The organism is Actinomadura roseirufa, from assembly GCF_900659635.1.
Lineage (GTDB): Bacteria > Actinomycetota > Actinomycetes > Streptosporangiales > Streptosporangiaceae > Spirillospora > Spirillospora roseirufa.
The window spans coordinates 33,910-52,170 of record NZ_CAACVB010000029.1 but is presented as its reverse complement, the minus strand read 5'-3'; the positions used below and the strand labels follow the sequence as shown (position 1 = coordinate 52,170).

General features: G+C 73.4%; 14 protein-coding genes and 1 pseudogene. 8 read left to right on the top strand and 7 right to left on the bottom strand.

From position 1 onward, the window contains the following. The 5 genes and pseudogenes from E1291_RS09480 to E1291_RS09460 form a co-directional block, all read right to left on the bottom strand. Window positions 1–383: pseudogene (locus tag E1291_RS09480) on the bottom strand (ornithine cyclodeaminase family protein); the annotation flags it as partial. Window positions 384–585: 202 nt separating this feature from the next. Further along, on the bottom strand, window positions 586–1,074 hold the full coding sequence (locus E1291_RS09475) for a hypothetical protein (protein WP_131737366.1): 489 nt from the start codon (window positions 1,072–1,074) through the stop codon (window positions 586–588). Then, the gene (locus E1291_RS09470; protein ID WP_131737365.1) at window positions 1,071–2,690 is read right to left on the bottom strand and encodes a hypothetical protein; all 1,620 of its coding nucleotides are present in this window, start codon (window positions 2,688–2,690) and stop codon (window positions 1,071–1,073) included. Before E1291_RS09470 ends, E1291_RS09475 begins: the two co-directional genes overlap by 4 nt. Beyond that, window positions 2,687–3,697 carry a sulfotransferase gene (locus tag E1291_RS09465; RefSeq protein ID WP_131737364.1) on the bottom strand — a complete coding sequence of 337 codons (1,011 nt, stop codon included), beginning with the start codon at window positions 3,695–3,697 and terminating at the stop codon, window positions 2,687–2,689. The genes E1291_RS09470 and E1291_RS09465 overlap by 4 nt, the downstream gene beginning before the upstream one ends. A gap of 2 nt (window positions 3,698–3,699) precedes the next feature. Beyond that, a complete protein-coding gene (locus E1291_RS09460) occupies window positions 3,700–4,479 on the bottom strand; it encodes an Ig-like domain-containing protein (protein ID WP_131737363.1) in 780 nt (259 codons plus the stop codon). A gap of 241 nt (window positions 4,480–4,720) precedes the next feature. Here E1291_RS09460 and E1291_RS09455 point away from each other — a divergent pair, with 241 nt between their 5' ends. Both E1291_RS09455 and E1291_RS09450 read left to right on the top strand, forming a co-directional pair. Beyond that, the gene (locus E1291_RS09455) at window positions 4,721–6,025 is read left to right on the top strand and encodes a glycosyltransferase family 4 protein (RefSeq protein ID WP_131737362.1); all 1,305 of its coding nucleotides are present in this window, start codon (window positions 4,721–4,723) and stop codon (window positions 6,023–6,025) included. Window positions 6,026–6,052: 27 nt separating this feature from the next. Next, complete coding sequence (locus E1291_RS09450) at window positions 6,053–7,573, top strand: sugar transferase (RefSeq protein ID WP_242614042.1); 1,521 nt, start codon at window positions 6,053–6,055, stop codon at window positions 7,571–7,573. 133 nt (window positions 7,574–7,706) lie between these two features. Here E1291_RS09450 and E1291_RS09445 read toward each other — a convergent pair whose 3' ends face one another. Together E1291_RS09445 and E1291_RS09440 are read right to left on the bottom strand one after the other, a co-directional pair. Further along, entirely contained in the window at window positions 7,707–8,213 is a 507-nt protein-coding gene (locus E1291_RS09445) for a YegP family protein (RefSeq protein WP_165495039.1), read from the bottom strand. A gap of 276 nt (window positions 8,214–8,489) precedes the next feature. Next, window positions 8,490–9,680 (bottom strand): HtaA domain-containing protein, encoded by a 1,191-nt coding sequence (locus E1291_RS09440; protein WP_131737360.1) that lies wholly within the window; start codon window positions 9,678–9,680, stop codon window positions 8,490–8,492. A 139-nt stretch (window positions 9,681–9,819) separates the two neighbouring features. On the opposite strand from E1291_RS09440, the gene E1291_RS09435 reads away from it, so the two are divergent. From E1291_RS09435 to E1291_RS09415, 6 genes are all read left to right on the top strand, one after another. Continuing rightward, on the top strand, window positions 9,820–10,533 hold the full coding sequence (locus tag E1291_RS09435; protein ID WP_131737359.1) for a class E sortase: 714 nt from the start codon (window positions 9,820–9,822) through the stop codon (window positions 10,531–10,533). Window positions 10,534–10,544: 11 nt separating this feature from the next. Then, window positions 10,545–10,700, top strand: a complete 156-nt coding sequence (locus E1291_RS41885; protein WP_165495038.1) for a hypothetical protein — start codon at window positions 10,545–10,547, stop codon at window positions 10,698–10,700. 89 nt (window positions 10,701–10,789) lie between these two features. Then, window positions 10,790–11,683 carry a superantigen-like protein SSL4 gene (locus tag E1291_RS09430; RefSeq protein WP_131737358.1) on the top strand — a complete coding sequence of 298 codons (894 nt, stop codon included), beginning with the start codon at window positions 10,790–10,792 and terminating at the stop codon, window positions 11,681–11,683. Window positions 11,684–11,872: 189 nt separating this feature from the next. Further along, window positions 11,873–14,677, top strand: a complete 2,805-nt coding sequence (locus E1291_RS09425) for a glycoside hydrolase family 2 protein (RefSeq protein ID WP_165495037.1) — start codon at window positions 11,873–11,875, stop codon at window positions 14,675–14,677. A gap of 286 nt (window positions 14,678–14,963) precedes the next feature. Further along, window positions 14,964–15,707 carry an ABC transporter ATP-binding protein gene (locus E1291_RS09420; protein WP_131737356.1) on the top strand — a complete coding sequence of 248 codons (744 nt, stop codon included), beginning with the start codon at window positions 14,964–14,966 and terminating at the stop codon, window positions 15,705–15,707. Continuing rightward, complete coding sequence (locus E1291_RS09415; RefSeq protein ID WP_131737355.1) at window positions 15,707–18,217, top strand: FtsX-like permease family protein; 2,511 nt, start codon at window positions 15,707–15,709, stop codon at window positions 18,215–18,217. Before E1291_RS09420 ends, E1291_RS09415 begins: the two co-directional genes overlap by 1 nt. The last annotated feature ends 44 nt before the right edge of the window (window positions 18,218–18,261 follow it).

Sequence of the window (18,261 nt, the reverse complement as noted above, 5' to 3'; positions counted from 1 at the left end):
ACCACCGCGACGGTGGCGGCGTCCGGGCGGGCGAGGGCGTGCGTGCCGATCGCGGCGGCCAGCCCGGTGCGCCAGGCGGTCACGGTGGCGGAGTCGAGCAGCGCGAGCGCCTCACCGGTGTGCAGGTCGTGCAGGCAGACGACGCCGCGCAGCGCCGGGCGGCTGCCGGGGAACTTGGCGTTCACCTTCACCGTGTAGGCGGGGACGCCCTCGACCAGGCCCGGCAGCAGGGCGGTCGCCGAGCCCTGGCCGGGCAGCGCCGTCACCACCCGGCGCGGGGCGGTCCCGCCCCCGGCCGCCGTGAAGCCGCGGCGCAGCGCGGCCAGGCACGCGGCGGGATCGAGGAGCGACTCCAGGTCGGATCGGGCCAGAAGCAGCGTCACCGGCTCATTCTCCCGTCCCGGCGGCACTCGCGCCGGTCGGCGGCGCGAGTGCCGAGAATCCCGTGGCCGGATCGCGCACTTCACGGTCCGGCGGCGAAACGGGACGTCCTGCCCTGTGTCGGCGGGAGTTCCCGCACCCATTGTGCCAACTGTTGCGATGCGTTTAGGCACTTTCTCGCCTTCCGCCCCTCTTTGTCGTCTTTCATGATGTGCGGTGACCTCCGGCGCACCACCCGGGTGCGCCCGCTCCCCCCTGGAGGCCCCCCGTGAAGTTCCACCACGCACGCGCCCGCGGCGCCGCCGCCGGACCGGCGTCCCGCGGGCCCTGGACGACCAGCCAGGCGATTCCGGCGACGGCGAACGTCACGCCGAGCAGCGCGCCCGGGTCCAGCCAGCCGGGCACGCCGGACTCCGCCGGCTCCTTGCCGATCTGCAGCTGCCCGCCGCCGAGCTTGGCGGCGTCCAGGGCGGTGCGCACGGCGAGGACGGCCATCACGAACGAGGCGAACCGGGTGACGGCGAGGCGGGCGAGCACCGCGACCCCGGCGGCGGCGAGCGGCAGCACCGTCACCGTCCGGCTCGCGCCCATGGCCAGGCCCGTGCCGGCGCACGCGGCGAGCGCGGTGCCGCCGCACAGGGCGAGGACCCAGCCGGGGCCGAGGCGCGGGCGAGGACTCGCGGAGAGGCTCATCTGGCGTTCCCGTTCAGCCAGTCCAGCGCGGCCGTGACCGGGAGCCGCGTGGAGATGATGACCGGATCGGCGCCGACCGTGACGGTGCCGGCGTTCCAGGTCCGTGTCCGCCCGCCGGGCAGCGGGGTGAGTTCGGTCCCGCCCGCGGACGGGGCCGTGAGGGTCTGGGACGTCCCGTCCGCGCTCCACAGCACGAGCGTGGTGGAATCGTCGGTCTCCCGGTGCAGGCCGACGGCGGCGCCTCTGAGCCCATGGCCCTCGTACGGCCGCCAGGTTCCGGTCCGGGTGGCGTCGCGCAGCTTCTCCAGGACGGCGGCGGCCGGGCGCGCGGTCCCGTCCCGCGTGTAGAGGGCGCGCCAGGTCTCCTGGGGCGCGACCGCTCCGGGAGAGTAGAAGAGCGGCAGGTAGACGACCCGCCGCACGCCCCGCGCCAGCAGGTCGGTGGCGAGCTGCGCGGTCTCGCGGGCGTGCGCCGCCGGGTCGTACCTCTGCCCCGGCCAGAAGGAGCCCGCCTCCCACGCCTCGATCGGCGTCCCGGCCGGGACGGCGCGCCGGATGTAGTCGACGACCTGCCCGGCGAGCCGCCAGGGGTCGTAGTAGTGCAGCTGGACGATGTCGAAGACCCGGTCCCTGTCGAGGCCGAAGTTCGCCTTGTGCGCCGCGAGGGCCCGCGCGGCCGCCGGAGTCGTGAAGGCCGCGCGCAGGCCGCCGTCGTCGTGGGCCTCGGGGAACCGCTCGCCGCCGCGCCGCACACCGAACTCCCGGTAGAACCGCAGCGCCTCGTCGCGGCGGCCGGCCGCGCGCAGCGCCTCGGCCACCGCGATCCCGTAGCCGGAGCTGGACAACCCGGAGTCGGTGAGCCGGGCCCGCGGGTCGGCCCGCCGGACGGCCTCGGCCCCGGCGCGGGCGACGGCGGGGTAGGCGGCCGGGTCGGCGCCCCAGTGGTTGGCGGTGTCGATCTCGTTCTCGATCGCGAAGAGGTGCACGCCCCTGGCGGCGTAGCGGCTCGCCAGGTCGCCGGCGAACGCCCGGTAGGCGTTCAGGTCGGCGGGCGGGTAGGAGGGCGAAGTGCGGGGGGCGGGGGCGTCCGGGCGGCCGCTGGCCCAGCACGAGCCGATGCGGATGCGGACGAGCAGCTCGTAGCCGTGCCGCAGCGCGTCGTCCACCACCTTGTCCTCGGCGTCCCAGCGCCGCTCCCCGCGGACCCGCTCGACCCCGCACCAGGTGATGTCGTGGAAGGTGCCGCCGCCCCGGTAGGAGTCGATCACCCCGTCGTAGCGGGCGTCGTGCTCGTAGCCGTTCCATTTCAGCCCGAACGGCTGGGCGGGACGCGCCGTCCGCCGCGCCTGCGCCGGGCCGCCGGGCTTCGGGTCGTCCCCCGAGTCCGCCGTGCAGCCCGCTGCGGCGAGAAGGAGCCCCGCCGCGAGCGCGGCCGTCCTCCTCGGAGAGAACCACCCCGCCAGGAACCGGCGGCGGTCGGTTCGGCCGCCCGCGCCCCGGCGTCGGCCGGGGCGCTCACCACGGCGCTCACCACGGCGAACGATGGTGATCGCCGCGGCGGCGGGGCCCGAGCCGTCCTCGGCGCGACAGCGCCATCCCCTCGAAGGGAACCTCATGTGCCGCTCCGGTACCCGTACCGCACCCGCAAGGGGTACGTCCCCGTCTCCACCAGGCGGCGCTGGCCGCGGGGCATCGCCGTGGCCCACGCGTCGTCGAGCCGGAGCTCGACGCGCCCCGACCGGTGCCGGTCGACGTTCCCCGCGACGGTGTGGGTGGGCGTGAGCAACGCCGTCCGCGCGTCCACCAGCGGCAGGGCGGGCTCGTCGCTCAGCCGCGGATCACCGGCCAGCGCCACCGACGCCCGCAGCCAGGGGGCCGGGTCGGCGACCAGATCCTCGTACCTGACCGTGAGGTACCGGTCCGGCAGGCCGCCCCACAGCCTGGCCGCGGCGGCGTTGCCCGCCCGCCACAGCAGCGCGCTCACCAGCGCCGGGCGGGTCGCCATCGCGTCGGCGCCCGTGCCCGGCTTGGTGCGCAGCCACGACCACGCCACCGCCCGCGGATCCCGGACGAGATGCACCATCCGGACGTCCAGGCCGGTCAGCCGGTCGAGCAGGTGCCCGTAGGAGACCGGCTTGGTGGTGTCGACCACCACGCGGCAGCCGGTCACCTCGGCGATCGCGGTGTACACGCGGCGCAGCAGGGCACCGTACTCGGCCAGCTCCCCGCCGTACGCCCGGGGGAGCCGGCCGGCCAGGCGCAGGGCCTGGACGTCCCGGCCCCGCGTCGTCGCCGCGTGCGCCCGGCGGAGCAGGTCCGTCTCCGGAGCGTCGAGCCCGCCGAAGGCGCGGGTGACGACCTCGCGCCACACGGCGCACCGGCGGACGGGCTCACCGCAGCCGCAGCCGCCGTCGCGGGCGAGCCCGCGCTCCCACAGGAAGCCGAGCTCGCCCACGTTGAAGAAGCCGTCGACCTGGCCGAGCAGGCCGCCGAGCAGGGTGCTGCCGCTGCGTCCCGTGCCGGTCACGTGCAGCACGGTGACCGTCCGGGCGTCCCGCGCCGCGACGGCGGCCCCCGCCGGCCGGGTCCCGGGCGCCTCCCCGGCCGCCGGATCGCGCCGCATGATCAGCGAACGACCTTGAACGTCCGGGACGCGGGCGTGGGGTCGGCCAGTCCGGCGCGGTCGCTCGCGCGAACCTGGACGGTGAACGTGCCGAGCGTCGAGAACGACTGGCCGAAGCTCCAGTCGGTCCCGGGCGCCCCGGGCCTCACCACGGACTTCTTGTGCCAGTAGATGGCCCCCCACACCCCGCCGGGCCGCAGCCACTTGTGCGTGGCGCGGTTCTCGATCGCCTCGTACACGTTGAGGACGCCGTGGTCGTCGCGCGCGGTACCGGAGATCGTGGCGGAGCGGCCCTTGCGGATCTGGGTGGTCGCCCCCGTGGGGATCTTGATGGTCGTGTCCGGCGCGGCCGTGTCCACCTCGAACCGGCGGAAGGGCAGCACCTTGTCGGGGTGCCCCGCCTTGTCCTTGGCGACGGCCTGCACCACGTAGGAGCCCGCGGAGGGCGGGGTCCAGGTGTAGGACCAGTTCGTCTTCACGGTGCCGGGCTGGGACAGAACCGTGGCGTACCGCTGGTAGGCGCCCCACGTGCCGTCCGGCCGGAACCACAGCCGGCTCTTCCGGTCCTGGAAGGCGATGCCCACCGACGCGACGCCGGTGTCGTCGGTCGCGGTTCCGGAGAAGGTCAGCGCCTTGCGGCCGTAGACCTCGTCCTGCAGGGCCGGAGCGGTGATCACGGCGTCGGGCGCGACGACGTCGTCCGCGTGGGCGGGACCGGCGGTCAGTCCGCCCGCCAGGATCGCGGCGACCGCGACGCCCAGCGCGGAATTACCGATTTTCATCTGTTCCCCCGTGGTCGGGATTAATCGGTTCAGCATGCTAGGGCGCGGACATATGAAGCCGCGGGTTTCAAGCGTTAACACCCGACGGCCGCGAGGCTAATGGACACTTTCCGTGCTGAACGCGCGACGTCGCGGCGGCGAATGCGCCGACGGATTGTTTCGCCCGGTGGAGTGCATTCCTAGAGTCCGCTGTGAACGGGGCCTGGAATGGCGCCGGACACGCCGTGATCGGAGGCCGTCGATGCGAACCCCGCCGGATTCCCGCCTGCCCGCCGAGGGCCGGCCGCTGCGCATAGCGATGATCGGGCAGCGCGGTGTGCCCGCGACCTATGGCGGTGTCGAGCACCATGTCGCCCATCTCGGCCGCCGGCTCGCCGGCCGGGGGCACCAGGTGACCGTCTTCTGCCGGCCCGGGTACGTCCCGGAACGGCTGGAGACCTACGACGGGATGCGGCTGCGGCACGTCCCGACCCTCAGCACCAAGCACCTCGACGCGATCGTGCACAGCCTCACGTGCACGGTCGCGGCCCTGCCCTGGCGTCCCGACATCGTGCACTACCACGCGCTCGGCCCCGGGCTGTGCTCCGCGCTGCCGCGCTACCTCTCCTCGGCGCGGGTCGTCCAGACCGTGCACGGGTTCGACGACCGGCGCGCCAAGTGGGGCCGGGCGGCGCAGGGCGTGCTGCGGACCGCGCGCCGCGCGAGCGAGCGGGTGCCGGACGCCGTGGTCGCCGTCTCCCGGGAGGTCGAGCGGGAGTACCTGAGCGAACGCCGGGGACTGACCGTCCACATCCCCAACGGGGTGGACGCGCCGTCGGAGGTCCCCGCCGAGGAGGAGCTCGCCGCGTTCGGGCTGCGGCCCCGCCGCTACGTGCTGTTCGTCGGGCGGCTCGTCCCGGAGAAGGCGCCCGACCTGCTGATCGACGCCTTCCGCGGGATCGAGGGCGACGTCGACCTGGTGATCGCGGGAGGGACGTCGTTCACCGCGGGCTACGTCGGGCGGCTGCAGGAGATGGCCCGCGCCGACCGGCGGATCCGGTTGCTCGGGTACGTCTACGGGGACGCGCTGGCCGCGCTCTACGCGCACGCCGCCGCGTTCGTCCAGCCGTCGTCGCTGGAGGGGATGCCGCTCACCCTGCTGGAGGCCATGGCGCACGCGACGCCGGTCATCGTCAGCGACATCGCCCCGCACCTGGAGGTGATCGGCGCCGCCGGGCCCGGCGGGCGGGTCTTCGCCTCCGGGGACGCGGCGGGCCTGCGGGACGCCATCGCCCGGGTCCTCGCCGACCAGCCCGCCGAGCGCGCGGGCGCCGCCGCCCGCCGGGACGACGTCCTGCGCCGCCACTCGTGGGACGCCGCGGCCGACGCGCTGGAGGACCTCTACCGCGGGCTCCTGCACCGTCCGGCCCCGGCGGGCGAGCGCGGCCGGCTCCCCTGGACACCCGCCCACCCCTCCACCACCCCGCCGTCCCAGCCCAAGCCGCCCACGATCCCGATGCCGGGCGGCGGCCGGGGCGGTCGCACCGGCCTGGTCCGCGACCGCTGACGATCGGGCCGGGGCGAGGACCGAGCCGTGACCATCGAGCGGATCGCCGCCCGGCCCCGGGCGGTGCCGCACCTTCACGCGGGCGGGCGGGTCCGCCGGGACTGGCTCGCGGTGTACGTGCGCGCGCTGCTCGTCGTCGACGCGCTGACCGTGGGCGCCGCCGTGACCGCCGCCTACCTCGGCCGGTTCGGCTGGCGGGCGCCCACGCTCTCCGGCGTCCCGTACCTGCCGCTCGGCCCCGGGCTGGCGGTGTCGTGGCTGCTCGCGCTGCGGATGGCCCGCGCCTACGACCCGCGGGTCGTCGGCTACGGCGCCGAGGAGTACCGGCGGGCGGCCGCCGCCGGGCTCCGGCTCGCCGCCCTGGTCGCCATCGCCTGCTACCTCGCCCGCGTCCCGATGGCGCGCGGTTTCCTGGTGCCCGCCTTCTCGGTGGGCACCCTCGGTCTCCTCGCGGGACGCTACGGCGCCCGCAAATGGCTCCATCACCGGCGCACCGCGCTCCGAGGCTGGTCGCACCGCGTCCTGCTCCTGGGAGGCGGCCCCGCCGCCGCTGACCTGATCCACCGGTTCCGGCGCGAGCCGTACACCGGTTTCCAGATCGTGGGTGTGTGCCTGCCGGACGGAGACGACCGGTATGGAGACGACCTGTATGGAGACGACCCGTACGGGCCGGCGGTGCGGCCCGCCGAGATCGACGGCGTGCCGGTGGCCGGGACGCTCGCCGCCGTCGGCGACGCCATCGCGCTCGTGGAGGCGGACACGGTCGCGGTGACCGCGTCGGCCGGCCTCGGCGCGGAGGCGCTGCGGAGGCTGGGCTGGCAGCTCCAGGCGAGCGGCGTCGGCTTGGTGGTCGCGCCCGCGCTCACCGACATCGCCGGGCCGCGCATCCACACCAGGCCGGTCGCCGGGCTGCCGCTCATCCACGTCGAGGAACCCGAGCTGGCCGGGGCGCGGCGCGCCCTCAAGGCCGCGGCCGACCGCGTCCTCGCGCTGGCGGTGGTCACCGCGCTCGCGCCGCTCATGGCGGTCATCGCCCTGTGGGTCCGGCTGGACAGCGGCGGCCCCGCGTTCTTCCGGCAGCGCCGGGTGGGCCTCGGCGGCCGGACCTTCACCATGTACAAGTTCCGCACGATGGTGGCCGACGCCGAGTCGCGCCGGGCCGCGCTCGCCGCGGCGAACGAGAGCGACGGGGTGCTTTTCAAGATCCGCGATGATCCCCGGGTCACCCGGGCGGGACGGCTGCTGCGCCGCTGGTCGCTGGACGAGCTGCCCCAGCTGATCAATGTCGTCAAGGGCGAGATGAGCCTGGTGGGGCCGCGTCCGCCGCTGCCCGAGGAGGTCGCGGGCTACGGCGAGGACGCGGCGCGCCGGCTGCTCGTGCCGCCGGGCATGACCGGGCTCTGGCAGGTCAGCGGCCGAGCCGACCTGTCCTGGGAGGACAGCGTCCGGCTCGACCTGTACTACGTCGAGAACTGGTCGTTCGCCGCGGACCTGATGATCCTCTGGAAGACGCTGGGAGCGGTGGTGCGGGCGCGGGGGGCGTACTGACCTTCGGCGCGTCCAGTGGGAGCGGGTGGGTTGCGCGCGGTGGGTTCAGCGGACCGCGGGTTCGGTGGACAGTGGGTTCGGTGTTCAGTGGGCAGTGGGGTTCAGTGGGCGGCGGGCGCCGTGCTCGGCCGGGTCAGCGTGCCGTGGGCTCCGTGTGCGGAGGCATGTGCGTGCGGAAGGGCGGAGCGTGCCTGGTCAGCGGGGTCTGCTCCGGGACGGCGTGCTGCGCGTGGACGATCATGGCCGGGGACGTGGGGTCGTGCGCCGGGGAGGTCCGCCGGCGGTGCCGGGCGGGGCGCTGCTCGCCGCGTCCGGCCGTCCACTCGTCGACGGCGGCGGTCGGGGCCAGCACCCGGAACCGCTGGGCGGCCGAGTCCACCTCGCGCCGCCTGCCGTAGGGATGCGCGCTGGTGGCGACGACGATGCCGTCCACCCGCATCGCCCAGGTCCACATGCCGCCGCGGTCGCTGCTGAAGTCGATCGGCGCGTCCAGGGAGTGCGCCTGCATGGTCCGGATCGCGTCCGTCGTGTCGTCCGGGTTCGCGAACCCGCGGGGCGAGACGGCGACGATCCGGTGGTTCCCCGTCAGGAACCGCCAGTAGACGAGGCCCTCGGCCGTTCGGTAGCGCACGAAGCGCATATGCCAACACCTGCTCTCGATAGTGCGTTGCGGAAACCGGCCCAGGGCACCCGGGACCTCACCGGGTGAGGGCCGTCATGCGAGAGCGGGGGGCGCATGCCGGTATCGCGCGCCCGTCGGCCGTGCGCCGTCCCACGGGACGGTGCACGGCGCTCCGGGCGCGGTACCTCTGGGTGTTGTAGTCCTTCCAGGGCCCGTTTGTCCAGGTCAGGACACGGGTCTTGGTGGGAAACGGGGTGTCAGGGGACGGGCGGTGGCGACGCCGTCACGGCGCCGTCACCGCCACGGCGCGAGACGACGCCGGGAGTAGAGCATCGTGCCGCCGCCGAGGGTGACCATCGCGCCGCCCGTGAGGGTCAGCGGGATCATGAACGAGTCCCCGGTCTTGGGCAGCTTGCTCGTCCCGTTGCCGGCCGTCCCGCCGTCGCTCGGGCCGGTGCCGCCGTTCGTGGGGGCGGTCGAGCTGGGGCAGTCGGTCGGGGTGCCGGTCGGGGACGTCGAGGTGCTCGGGGTGGAGGTGGCGGTCGTGGGGGCCGCGACGACCGCCGCGTTCGCCACCTTCGCCGCCGGCGAGGTCGTGGTGCTGGTCGCGGTCGGGGAGGACGAGTCGCTCGGCGTGGACGTGGCGCAGCCGGTCGAGCCGGTGCTGGGCGCCGTGCTCGACGGGCTGGTGGGCGTGCCCGACGAGGTGGTCGTGCTCGTCGTCGGGGCCTTCGCGCCGGCCTGGGGCGCCGCGGGCGCCGCCGCCGCGAGCGTGAGCGCGACCGTCACCTCGTCGCCGGTGCCGGCGCCGGCGCCGTTCGCGCCGCCGGTGCCGCCGTCGCCGCCCAGTGCCTTCTCACCCGCCGGGGTGAGCGCGGCCGGGACCTCCTGCCAGGTCACCTGCCGGCCCGACACCGCGGGCGGGAGGCCGTTCGTCCGCAGCGTGAGCAGGTCGGACGCCGGGGCCGGCGACGCGGTCTTCGCCGCCGTCCGGCCGGCCGCCCCGCCCGCCGCCGGGGCCTCGGTCAGCTCCGCCTTCACCGCGGCCTGGGGCCCGTTGAGCGTCACGATCGGGTTCCGCAGCGTGACCGTGTGGTCGGGGAAGGTGAACACCACGCTCCCCCCGTACGTCACGGTCGCCGAACCCGACGCGGTGTCGTAGGAGCCCGAGCTCACCGGGAAACGGAACGTTCCGTCCGCCTGCAACGTGGCGCCCTCGCTCGCGGCGACCTTCGGGCCGGTCGCGCCCGCCGGGGCCTTGGCCGAGGGGTCCGGGACGTCCCGGCGCCAGTCCAGATGCCCGGCGGCGACGGGGCTGAGGACGCTCGCGGGGGCCGTTCCGGCGGCCGGCGCGGCGGGCTCGTCGGCCAGCGCGGCGGCGGCTCCGGTGGCGAGTCCGGTCACGATCAAAGCGGAGCCCATCGCGACCAGACCGCGGCCGAGCGCCGACCATTCCGTCGGCGATCCGGACAGCGGATTGTGCATGTCCAACCTCTTTCTGAAACTAATATAAAAGACCACCGCTCCGTGGCCATATAGTGGCGATCTTGATGCCTGGCGTTAACAATGAGAATCTTCCGAGGTGTCGATTATCATCTGATGCCGCTGGTGAGGGAATTGCTGCATGGATTATCCACCGCCGGGCCGTCGTGCCTTTGACCCGCATTCATCTGGCCTTCACGCCGGAGCCGAGGCCCCACCGGCCCGCCCCAACTGGGCGCGCCGGGTCAATACAATCGGCGAGGTTCTCGTTACTCTTGGCCTCGTCGTCCTGCTTTTCGGGGCCTATGAGTTCTGGGGCAAGGCGTGGCGGATGGACCGCGATCAGCATGGGCTGGACCGCGATTTGGACCGGCTTTGGGCGGCGGCGGCCGTACCACGGCGGGGCGAGCCCATAGGGCGTCTGTACATCCCGCGCCTCCACAAGAAGTGGGTCGTGGTGAACGGCGTCGGCGCGGCCTCCCTCGCGAAGGGGCCCGGCCTCTACCCGGGCCGCGACCGCGCCGGCGACGTCGGGAACGTGGCGATCGCCGGCCACCGGATGCCGTCGGTGTTCTGGAACCTGGACAGGCTCCGCACCGCCGACCCGATCATCGCCGAGACGCGCACCGGCTGGTACGTCTACCGCGTCGTCGGCCTGCGGGTCGTGCGGCCCACCCAGGTCGAGGTCGTGGCCCGCAACCCCGACCGCCCCGGCGCTCGCCCGGGGCGGCGCCTGATGACCCTGACCACCTGCAACCCCAAGTTCGAGAACTACCAGCGCCTGGTGGTCCGGGCGGAGCTCAGCCGCGTCCAGAGCAAACGGGCCGGACGCCCCGCCGAACTGTCCGCGCGCTGAAGGGAAGCGGTATGTACTCCTGGATCTGGCGGCACCTCCCCGGGCGCGCCCCGGTGAAGGTGGCCGGTGCCGTCCTGCTCACCGCGGCGGCCGTCGCGTTCCTGTGGTTCGTGCTCTTCCCGGCCGTCGACGGCCTGCTGCCGTTCGACGACGTCACGGTGGAGTGACCGCGCGTTCATCGGGCCACAACGCCGTCGGCACCGGAATCTCCCCTGCTCACGGTCCCATGACGGGGTCCGCGTCCGATGGAGGTCCGATGAAGCCGTCCGTGCCCGTCCGCTTCGCCGTCGGCGCGCTCGCCGCGGCGGCGTTGACCGTGGGCCTCGCCCCCATCGCCGCGGCCGACCCGGCCGCACCGGACCCGTCCCCCTCCTCCTCCGAGCCGCCCGCGCCGGCGACCCTGCTCGTCAGCGTCAGCGCGGGCGACAGGACGCTGCTCCCCGGCGGCTCCACCTCGCTGTCCGTGCGGGTGCTGGCAGGGTCGGGCACGCTCCAGAACGCGACCGCGAGCATCCACGCCACGTCGCCGGGGTCGGTCTCTGGAGGCTGCGCGGGCGGCTGTTCCCTGGGCGACGTCGGCGGCGCGGGCCGTTCGCTCTCCGCCCAGGTCGTCATCCCGTCCTGGGTGAAGAAGCGGACGACCGTCGCGGTCACCGTCACGGCGGACGCGGCGAACGCCCCCGGGCAGAGCAGGAGCGTCGTCCTCACCGTCACGCCGCCGGAGCCGCCCGCTCCGGTCGACCCGAAGCCGACCCCGAGCACCCCGGCCTCGCCCAAGCCCAGTCCGGGGAAGACGACGCCCGTCCAGCGGCCGGACGGCACGGCGCCCTCCACTCCCGCACCGGCGAACACCACCGTCCCGCCTCCGGTGACCGTGCCCCTGCCCTTGTTCGCCCCCAGTTCGTCCCTGACCCCCCTCCAGACGCCGCCCGCGACGCCGCTGGTGCTGCCGCCCCCGCAGACCAACGCGCCCGTGATCGCCGCCCCCGACGCGGCCGTCGTCCCGCTCATGCCGGTCAGGCTCCGGAGCGGTGACAGCGAGACCCGGTCCCTCATGCCGTTCCTCATCGCCGAGACCCCGTGGCTGGCCACACTGCTGGCCCTCTGCGTCACCTTCCTGGTCCGCCTGCGCCGCAACGGCTACATCTAGGCGCCGCTCCGCCCTTCCGCAATGAGCCCTGCAAATTGAGAAAGTGGGCTTAGCTCCACCCCTGTCGGCGTCCTGGCCCTACGGCCCTCCCCATGTCCGCGGCACGAGCATTGGCGGTACCCGATCACCGGGTCTCGCCCGCCGCAGCAAAGGAGTAACGGACACATGAGAGGGTCCAGGACTCGAACCATGGCGTTCTGCGCCGCGGTCGCCCTCGCCGGGACGATGATTCCCGCGATGCCGGCCAATGCCCTTCCGGCCAATGCCCTTCCTGCGAACCGGCCCGCCGTCCAGGCGGTCCGGTCCGCCGGGACCACGGAACTCACCTCCGGTTGGGCCATCCGATCGTCCGCCGACACCCGCGACACGGGGGCGGAGATCTCCAAGCCGGGGTATTCGACGAAAGGGTGGCTGCCGCTGTCCCGTCCCGGGACGCTGATGGCGGGTCTGCTGGAGAACGGCCGGTATCCGAACATCTTCCACTCCGACAACATGGCGAAGGTACCGGCCAAGCAGTTCGACGTGAACTGGTGGTACCGGGAGCAGCTCACCGTGCACCCCCGGAAGGGCGGTCGCACGTTCCTGGTGATGAACGGCGTCTCCGGAAAGGCCGACCTCTGGATCAACGGAGTGAAGGTCGATGGCGGAGCGCGGCTTCAGGGTTCCTACACGCGCCTCGAATACGACATCACCCCCTACCTGCGGGACGGGGCGAACGCGATCGCGCTCGACGTCTCGCGCAACGACGCCGACATCACCAAGTTCGATACGCCCATGCGGTACCTGACCCAGAACCAGGTCGACTGGAACCCCATGGCGCCCGATCAGAACACCGGGCTTCCCTATGCGCCGCAGCTCGTCCAGGAAGGGCCGGTCTCGATCCGGAACGCCCACGTCCTTCAGGACGACGCCCCCGACCTGTCCACCGCCGACCTGACCGTCAAGGCCGATCTGAAGAACAACACCGGATCGCCGCAGCGGGTGGAACTGAAGGGCACGGTGACGCGCGGCTCCACCCGCATCGCCTGCGCGACCACGGTGACGCTTCCCGCGCACGCGACCCGCACCGTCGCGATCGGCAAGGCGGCATGTCCGGGCCTGCACCTGAAGCACCCGGCGATCTGGTGGCCCCATCAGATGGGCGACCAGCCGATGTACCACCTCGCGCTCGGCGCGTCCGTGGAAGGCGCCGTCTCCAGCACCGCCGCCGAGGACTTCGGCATCCGCACGGTGACCTCGCGGCTGACCAAGCCGGTCCCGGGCAAGACCCACGGCAAGGACGGGTACCGGCAGTTCATCGTGAACGGCAAGCCGCTGGTCATCCGCGGCGCCGGATGGTCGCCCGACCTCTTCCTGCGATACTCGCCGTCCGAAGTGGCGTCCCAGATCTCCTACATCAAGAACATGGGACTGAACGCGGTCCGATTCGAGGGCAACTTCCCGCCGGACGACATGTTCGCGCAGCTCGACCGGGCCGGCGTCCTGGTCATGCCGGGCTGGCAGTGCTGCTCCCTCTGGGAGGGCAAGTCCTCGACCTGGTCGAACGACGTCAAGGCCAACGCGTCCAACCAGGCCCGCACCATGGCGGAAAGGCTGCGTGACCACCCCAGTGTCTTCACCTTCCTCCAGGGCAGCGACGAGGCCCCCGACGCGGAGAAGGAGGACATTTTCCTGAAAGCCTTCGCCGCGGCCGACTGGCGCCTTCCGCAGGTCGCAGCGGCGGAGTACAAGTCCTCGCCCAAACTCGGCCCGGCCGGGACCAAGGAGGGCGGCTACAACTACTTTCCGCCCAATTCCCTGTGGAACAACAAGCGCGAGACCGTCAACACCGCCGACCCGAGCCTCAGCATGACGGGCAGCGCCTGGGGATTCGACACCGAGGTCAGCACCGGCAACACCATTCCGACGCAGGACTCGCTGAACCGCTTCCTCCCGCCCGGCGAGCAGAAGAAGATCTGGGATCCCGTGACAGCGCAGGGGCAGACCGCCGGAGAGGACATGTACCACACGTTCCTCTACGCCGACTACACGAGGCTGTCGCGGATGGGCGTCTACAACACCCCGCTGTGGCACAGGTACGGCCCCTGGAAGGACGCGGGCTCGTACCAGAAGACCGTCCAGCTCGGTGAATACGAGGCCACCCGCGCGCAGTTCGAGTCCTACATCGGAAACTCGACCGACAAGGCGAACCCGAGCACCGGCATCATCTACTGGATGCTCAACAAGGCGTGGCCGTCGCTCCAGTGGAGCATGTTCGGCTCCGACTTCGACCAGCCGGGCGTCTACTTCGGCGCGAAGAAGGCCAACGAGCCGGTGCACATCATGTACTCCTACGCCGACGGCTCCATCAAGGTCGCCAACCTGACCGGCGCCCGCCAGGAGGGCCTGCGCGCCACCGCGCAGATCGTCGACATCGACGGCCGGGTCCGCGCCACCGCCACCGCGCCCGTCGCGGCGCTGGGCGGCCAGGACGTCAGGACCGTCCTGCGCCCGAAGGTCCCCGCCGACATCTCCACGACCTACTTCGAGAAGCTCACTCTCACCCGCGGCTCCACCACTGTCAGCCGCAACGTCTACTGGCTGTCCACCAAGGCCGACAAGGTCGACTGGCCCAAGACCCACGCGCCCGGCAAGTACACCCCGTCCAACGGCTTCGCGGTCTTCCAGAAGGACGGCTACGCCGACCTGACCGGCCTGCGCGGCCTCAAGCCCGCCGACATCGAGGTCCAGGCCGCGACCCACCGGGAGGGCGGCGACATGGTGACCAGCGTGACCGTCCGCAACGTCGGCCGCGGCGGCACCCCCGCCCTGTTCACCCGCGCCGACCTCTTCGCCGGCGGTGAGCAGGTGCTCCCGATCCGCTGGAGCGACAACGACATCACGCTCTGGCCGGGAGAGCAGCAGACCATCACCGCCCGCTACTCCGCCACCACCAAGCCCGACGTCCGCGTCAACGGATTCAACGTCCCCGAACAGACCCAGCGCACCCACTGACCCACGAAACCACCCCACGAAGGCCGGACGGAGAAACCCCGTCCGGCCTTCTTCCGTCTCCGGTGAACCCGGGGTCATCACCCCTACCGGCAGGGTGGAGACGCTGCCGCTCGGCAGTGGCGGCGCGCCGGGCGCCCGGCCGTGCTGCGGGTCGGCTCTCCGGTCGTCGGGCGGGAGCCGGACATGGACGAGCTTTTCCGGCCGGGCCGACCCTGACTTTCGTCAAGGGGCCGCTGGGTCGATCAGCCGATGCCTCCCGGAGGCCGCCCCGCGCAGACTTCGGATCATGACGCAGGAAAATGCCGCTGTAAGGGCCTCGGGCCTGACGAAGAGATACGGCTCGGGAGACGCGGCCGTCACCGCCCTCGACGGCGTCGACGTCGCTTTCGAGAAACGAGAGTTCACCGCGATCATGGGCCCGTCCGGATCCGGGAAGTCGACCCTCATGCATTGCGTCGCGGGTCTGGACAAGCCCGACGGCGGCGAGGTCTGGATCGGCGGGACCAAGCTGTCGGGGCTGAGCGACGACCAGCTCACCGATCTGCGCCGCGAGAAGGTCGGGTTCCTGTTCCAGGCGTACAACCTGCTCCCGACGCTGACCGCGCTGGAGAACATCACGCTGCCGTTCGACCTCGCCGGCCGGCGGCCGGACCAGAAGGTCATCGACCGGATCGTGGACGCCCTGGGGCTCCGGCAGCGGCTGCACCACCGGCCGACGGAGCTGTCCGGCGGGCAGCAGCAGCGGGTCGCGTGCGCGCGGGCGCTGGTCACCGAGCCGGAGGTGGTGATCGCAGACGAGCCGACCGGCGCGCTGGACTCGGGCTCCTCGGCCGAACTGCTGCGCCGGCTCAAGCGGAGCGTGGACGAGCTGGGCGAGACCGTGGTGATGGTGACGCACGAGCCGAGCGCCGCCGCCTACGCCGACCGTGTGCTGTTCCTGGCCGACGGACGCATCGTCGACGAGATGGCGGAGCCCACCGCCGACTCGGTGCTGGACCGCATGAAGGCGCTGGAGAAAGTGGGCCGCTGATGCTCAAGAGCCTGCTGCGCGACCTTCGCGCGCACAAGGCCCGGCTCGCGATGACGCTGGTGGCGATCGTGCTCGGCGTCACCGCGACCGTAGCCGCCTGGGTGGTGAGCGACTCCGTCGCCGCCACGCTCGCGGCCAGGGAACAGCGTTCGGGCGTGGCCGCAGTCGTGCGCAGCCCCGGGAACCAGCCGGAGCTGACCGCCGCGGACCGGGACCGGCTGTCCCGGCTGCCGGGCGTCGCCCGCGCCGACGGCGTGCTCATCGCGCGCGCCGGGCTGGTCGGCCGCAATGGAAAGCTCGTCAAGGCCGAGACGGTGCCCGACTTCGCCGGCACCAACTGGGTCGGCGCCGACCGGTTCCGGATCAAGGACGGCAAGGCGCCGTCCCGGCGGGGCGAGGTGGCCCTCAGCGCGGACGCGGCGAAGAAAGCCCACGTCAAGGTCGGGGACACCGTGACGGTGCTGCTGGCCAACGGCCGTTCCGACCGGGCCGCCGTCACCGCCGTCTTCGACTACCGCAACCTCGGCCCCACCGTGGACGCGGACACCCAGACCCCCGCCGACCGGGTCCCGTCGGTCGCCTACGACGACGCGACCGCGCGGAGCCTGCTCGGCGGCGCCTTCCACCGCGTCGAGCTGACGGCCCGTCCCGGCGCCGCCCCGAAGACGATCGCGGCCGCGGCGCGCGCCGCCGTCCCGTCCGACCGGGCCGTCGGCACCGGCGCGCAGCTCGCCGCCGCCTCCGAGCGGCAGGCCGACAAGGAGGCCGGCGACCTCCGGCTGACCATGCTGCCGTTCGCGGCCGTCACGCTGCTGGTCGGCATGTTCGTCATCGCCAACACCTTCGGCATGCTGATCGAGCAGCGGCGGCGGCGGTACGCGCTGCTGCGGGCCGTCGGCGCCAAGCGGCGGCAGGTGCGGTTCTCGCTCATCGTCGAGGCCACCGTGCTCGGGCTGATCGGCGGCACGCTCGGCGCGGGGCTCGGCGCCGCGCTCGGGCCGCTGCTGCTCGGCCTCATGCGGACCGGCGAGGACCTGCACTACGTCGTCAGCCCCACCGCGATCCTGCTCGGCTACGCCGTCGCCGTCGTGGTGTCGGTGCTCGCGGCCTACGGGTCGGCGCGGCGCGCCGCGGCCGTCCCGCCGGTGGCGGCGCTGCGGGTGGACGGCACCATCCCCCGCGAGACCAAGCGGACGCGCGTCGTCCTGGGCACCGGGGCGATCGTCCTCGGCGCCGTGCTGGTGCTCGTCACCGCGGCGCCGAGCGTGTCCAACCAGGCGCGGATCGTCGGCATGGCGGGGGCGGTCCTGGCCACCGTCGGGGTGCTGCTGCTGGCCCCGCTCATCGCCGAGGCGGTGCTGAACCCGGTCGCCCGGCTCGTCGCGGGCCGCGGCGCGGCGCTGCGGATGGGCGTGCGCAACGCGGCCCGCGACCCGCACCGCACCGCGGGAACGGCCGCCGCGATCACCATCGGGCTGGGCCTGGTCTGCGCGTTCGCCACGCTCAGCGCGACGTTCACCGCGCTGGTCGGCTCGACCACCCGCGCCAACACCCCGCCCGGCACCGTCGCGCTGCGGTCGGCGGCGGGCGGCGAGTCGACGCTCACCCCGGCGGAGATGAGCACGGTGGGGTCGCTGCCGGGGGTGACCGCGGTGGCGGGCGGCCGCGACATGATCGTCAAACTGCGGCACTCCGGCGGCGAGACGCAGCGGAAGATCTCCGCGATCGAGCCGGCGGCGCTGCGCACCGTGCTGTCACCGAAGATGACCAAGGGCGTGCCCGACCTGACGCAGGGCGCCGTGATCTCCCGCAACCAGGCCGACATGCTCGGCTTGGGGCTCGGTGACCGGTTCACGCTGCTCCCCGGCCGGGGCGGGCCGATCGAGACCCGGGTGGTGGGCGTCTACGACGCCACCGAGCTGCAGGCGAGCCTGTTCATCGACGTCGCCCGGATCCCCGCGCCGCTGCGCCAGAGCGTCACCACGATCTACGCCACCGGCCCCGACCCGCGGGCCGTCCGGCAGACGATCGACCGGGCGTTCGCGAACCGGCCCGACGTCGAGGTCACCGACCGGGACGGCCTCGCCCGGCAGGGTCTCGACGAGCAGCGGATCGCCTTCACGCTCATGTACGCGATGTTCGGCGTCGCGATCGTCGTCGCCGTCTTCGGCGTCGTCAACACGCTGGTGCTGTCGGTGATGGAGCGCACCCGGGAGATCGGCGTCGTGCGGGCGGTGGGCGCGCGGCGGTCGCTGATCCGCTCGACCATCGCCGTGGAGAGCATCGTCATCTGCCTGTTCGGCGCGGTCCTGGGCGTCCTGGTGGGCGTCGCGGTGGGCGCGGTGCTCCAGCACGTCGCGCTCGGGCAGCGGCTGTGGGACATCACCGTCCCGGTCGGGACGATCGCGCTGGCGATCGGCGGCCTCAGCCTGGTCGGCATCGTCGCCGCGCTGTGGCCCGCACGGCGGGCCGCACGCACCGACGTCCTGGTGGCGATCGCCGCCGAATGACCCGCGCCGCCGAGACCCGGCACGCCCGGCCGACCCCCGCCGGG

Excerpts from the sequence above, each read along its gene's own strand:
- E1291_RS09475 (WP_131737366.1), bottom strand. The coding sequence starts at position 1,074 with ATGAGCCTCTCCGCGAGTCCTCGCCCGCGCCTCGGCCCCGGCTGGGTC.
- E1291_RS09470 (WP_131737365.1), bottom strand. The coding sequence starts at position 2,690 with ATGAGGTTCCCTTCGAGGGGATGGCGCTGTCGCGCCGAGGACGGCTCG.
- E1291_RS09465 (WP_131737364.1), bottom strand. The coding sequence starts at position 3,697 with ATGCGGCGCGATCCGGCGGCCGGGGAGGCGCCCGGGACCCGGCCGGCG.
- E1291_RS09460 (WP_131737363.1), bottom strand. The coding sequence starts at position 4,479 with ATGAAAATCGGTAATTCCGCGCTGGGCGTCGCGGTCGCCGCGATCCTG.
- E1291_RS09455 (WP_131737362.1), top strand. The coding sequence starts at position 4,721 with ATGCGAACCCCGCCGGATTCCCGCCTGCCCGCCGAGGGCCGGCCGCTG.
- E1291_RS09445 (WP_165495039.1), bottom strand. The coding sequence starts at position 8,213 with ATGCGCTTCGTGCGCTACCGAACGGCCGAGGGCCTCGTCTACTGGCGG.
- E1291_RS09440 (WP_131737360.1), bottom strand. The coding sequence starts at position 9,680 with ATGCACAATCCGCTGTCCGGATCGCCGACGGAATGGTCGGCGCTCGGC.
- E1291_RS09435 (WP_131737359.1), top strand. The coding sequence starts at position 9,820 with ATGGATTATCCACCGCCGGGCCGTCGTGCCTTTGACCCGCATTCATCT.
- E1291_RS41885 (WP_165495038.1), top strand. The coding sequence starts at position 10,545 with ATGTACTCCTGGATCTGGCGGCACCTCCCCGGGCGCGCCCCGGTGAAG.
- E1291_RS09430 (WP_131737358.1), top strand. The coding sequence starts at position 10,790 with ATGAAGCCGTCCGTGCCCGTCCGCTTCGCCGTCGGCGCGCTCGCCGCG.
- E1291_RS09425 (WP_165495037.1), top strand. The coding sequence starts at position 11,873 with ATGGCGTTCTGCGCCGCGGTCGCCCTCGCCGGGACGATGATTCCCGCG.
- E1291_RS09420 (WP_131737356.1), top strand. The coding sequence starts at position 14,964 with ATGACGCAGGAAAATGCCGCTGTAAGGGCCTCGGGCCTGACGAAGAGA.
- E1291_RS09415 (WP_131737355.1), top strand. The coding sequence starts at position 15,707 with ATGCTCAAGAGCCTGCTGCGCGACCTTCGCGCGCACAAGGCCCGGCTC.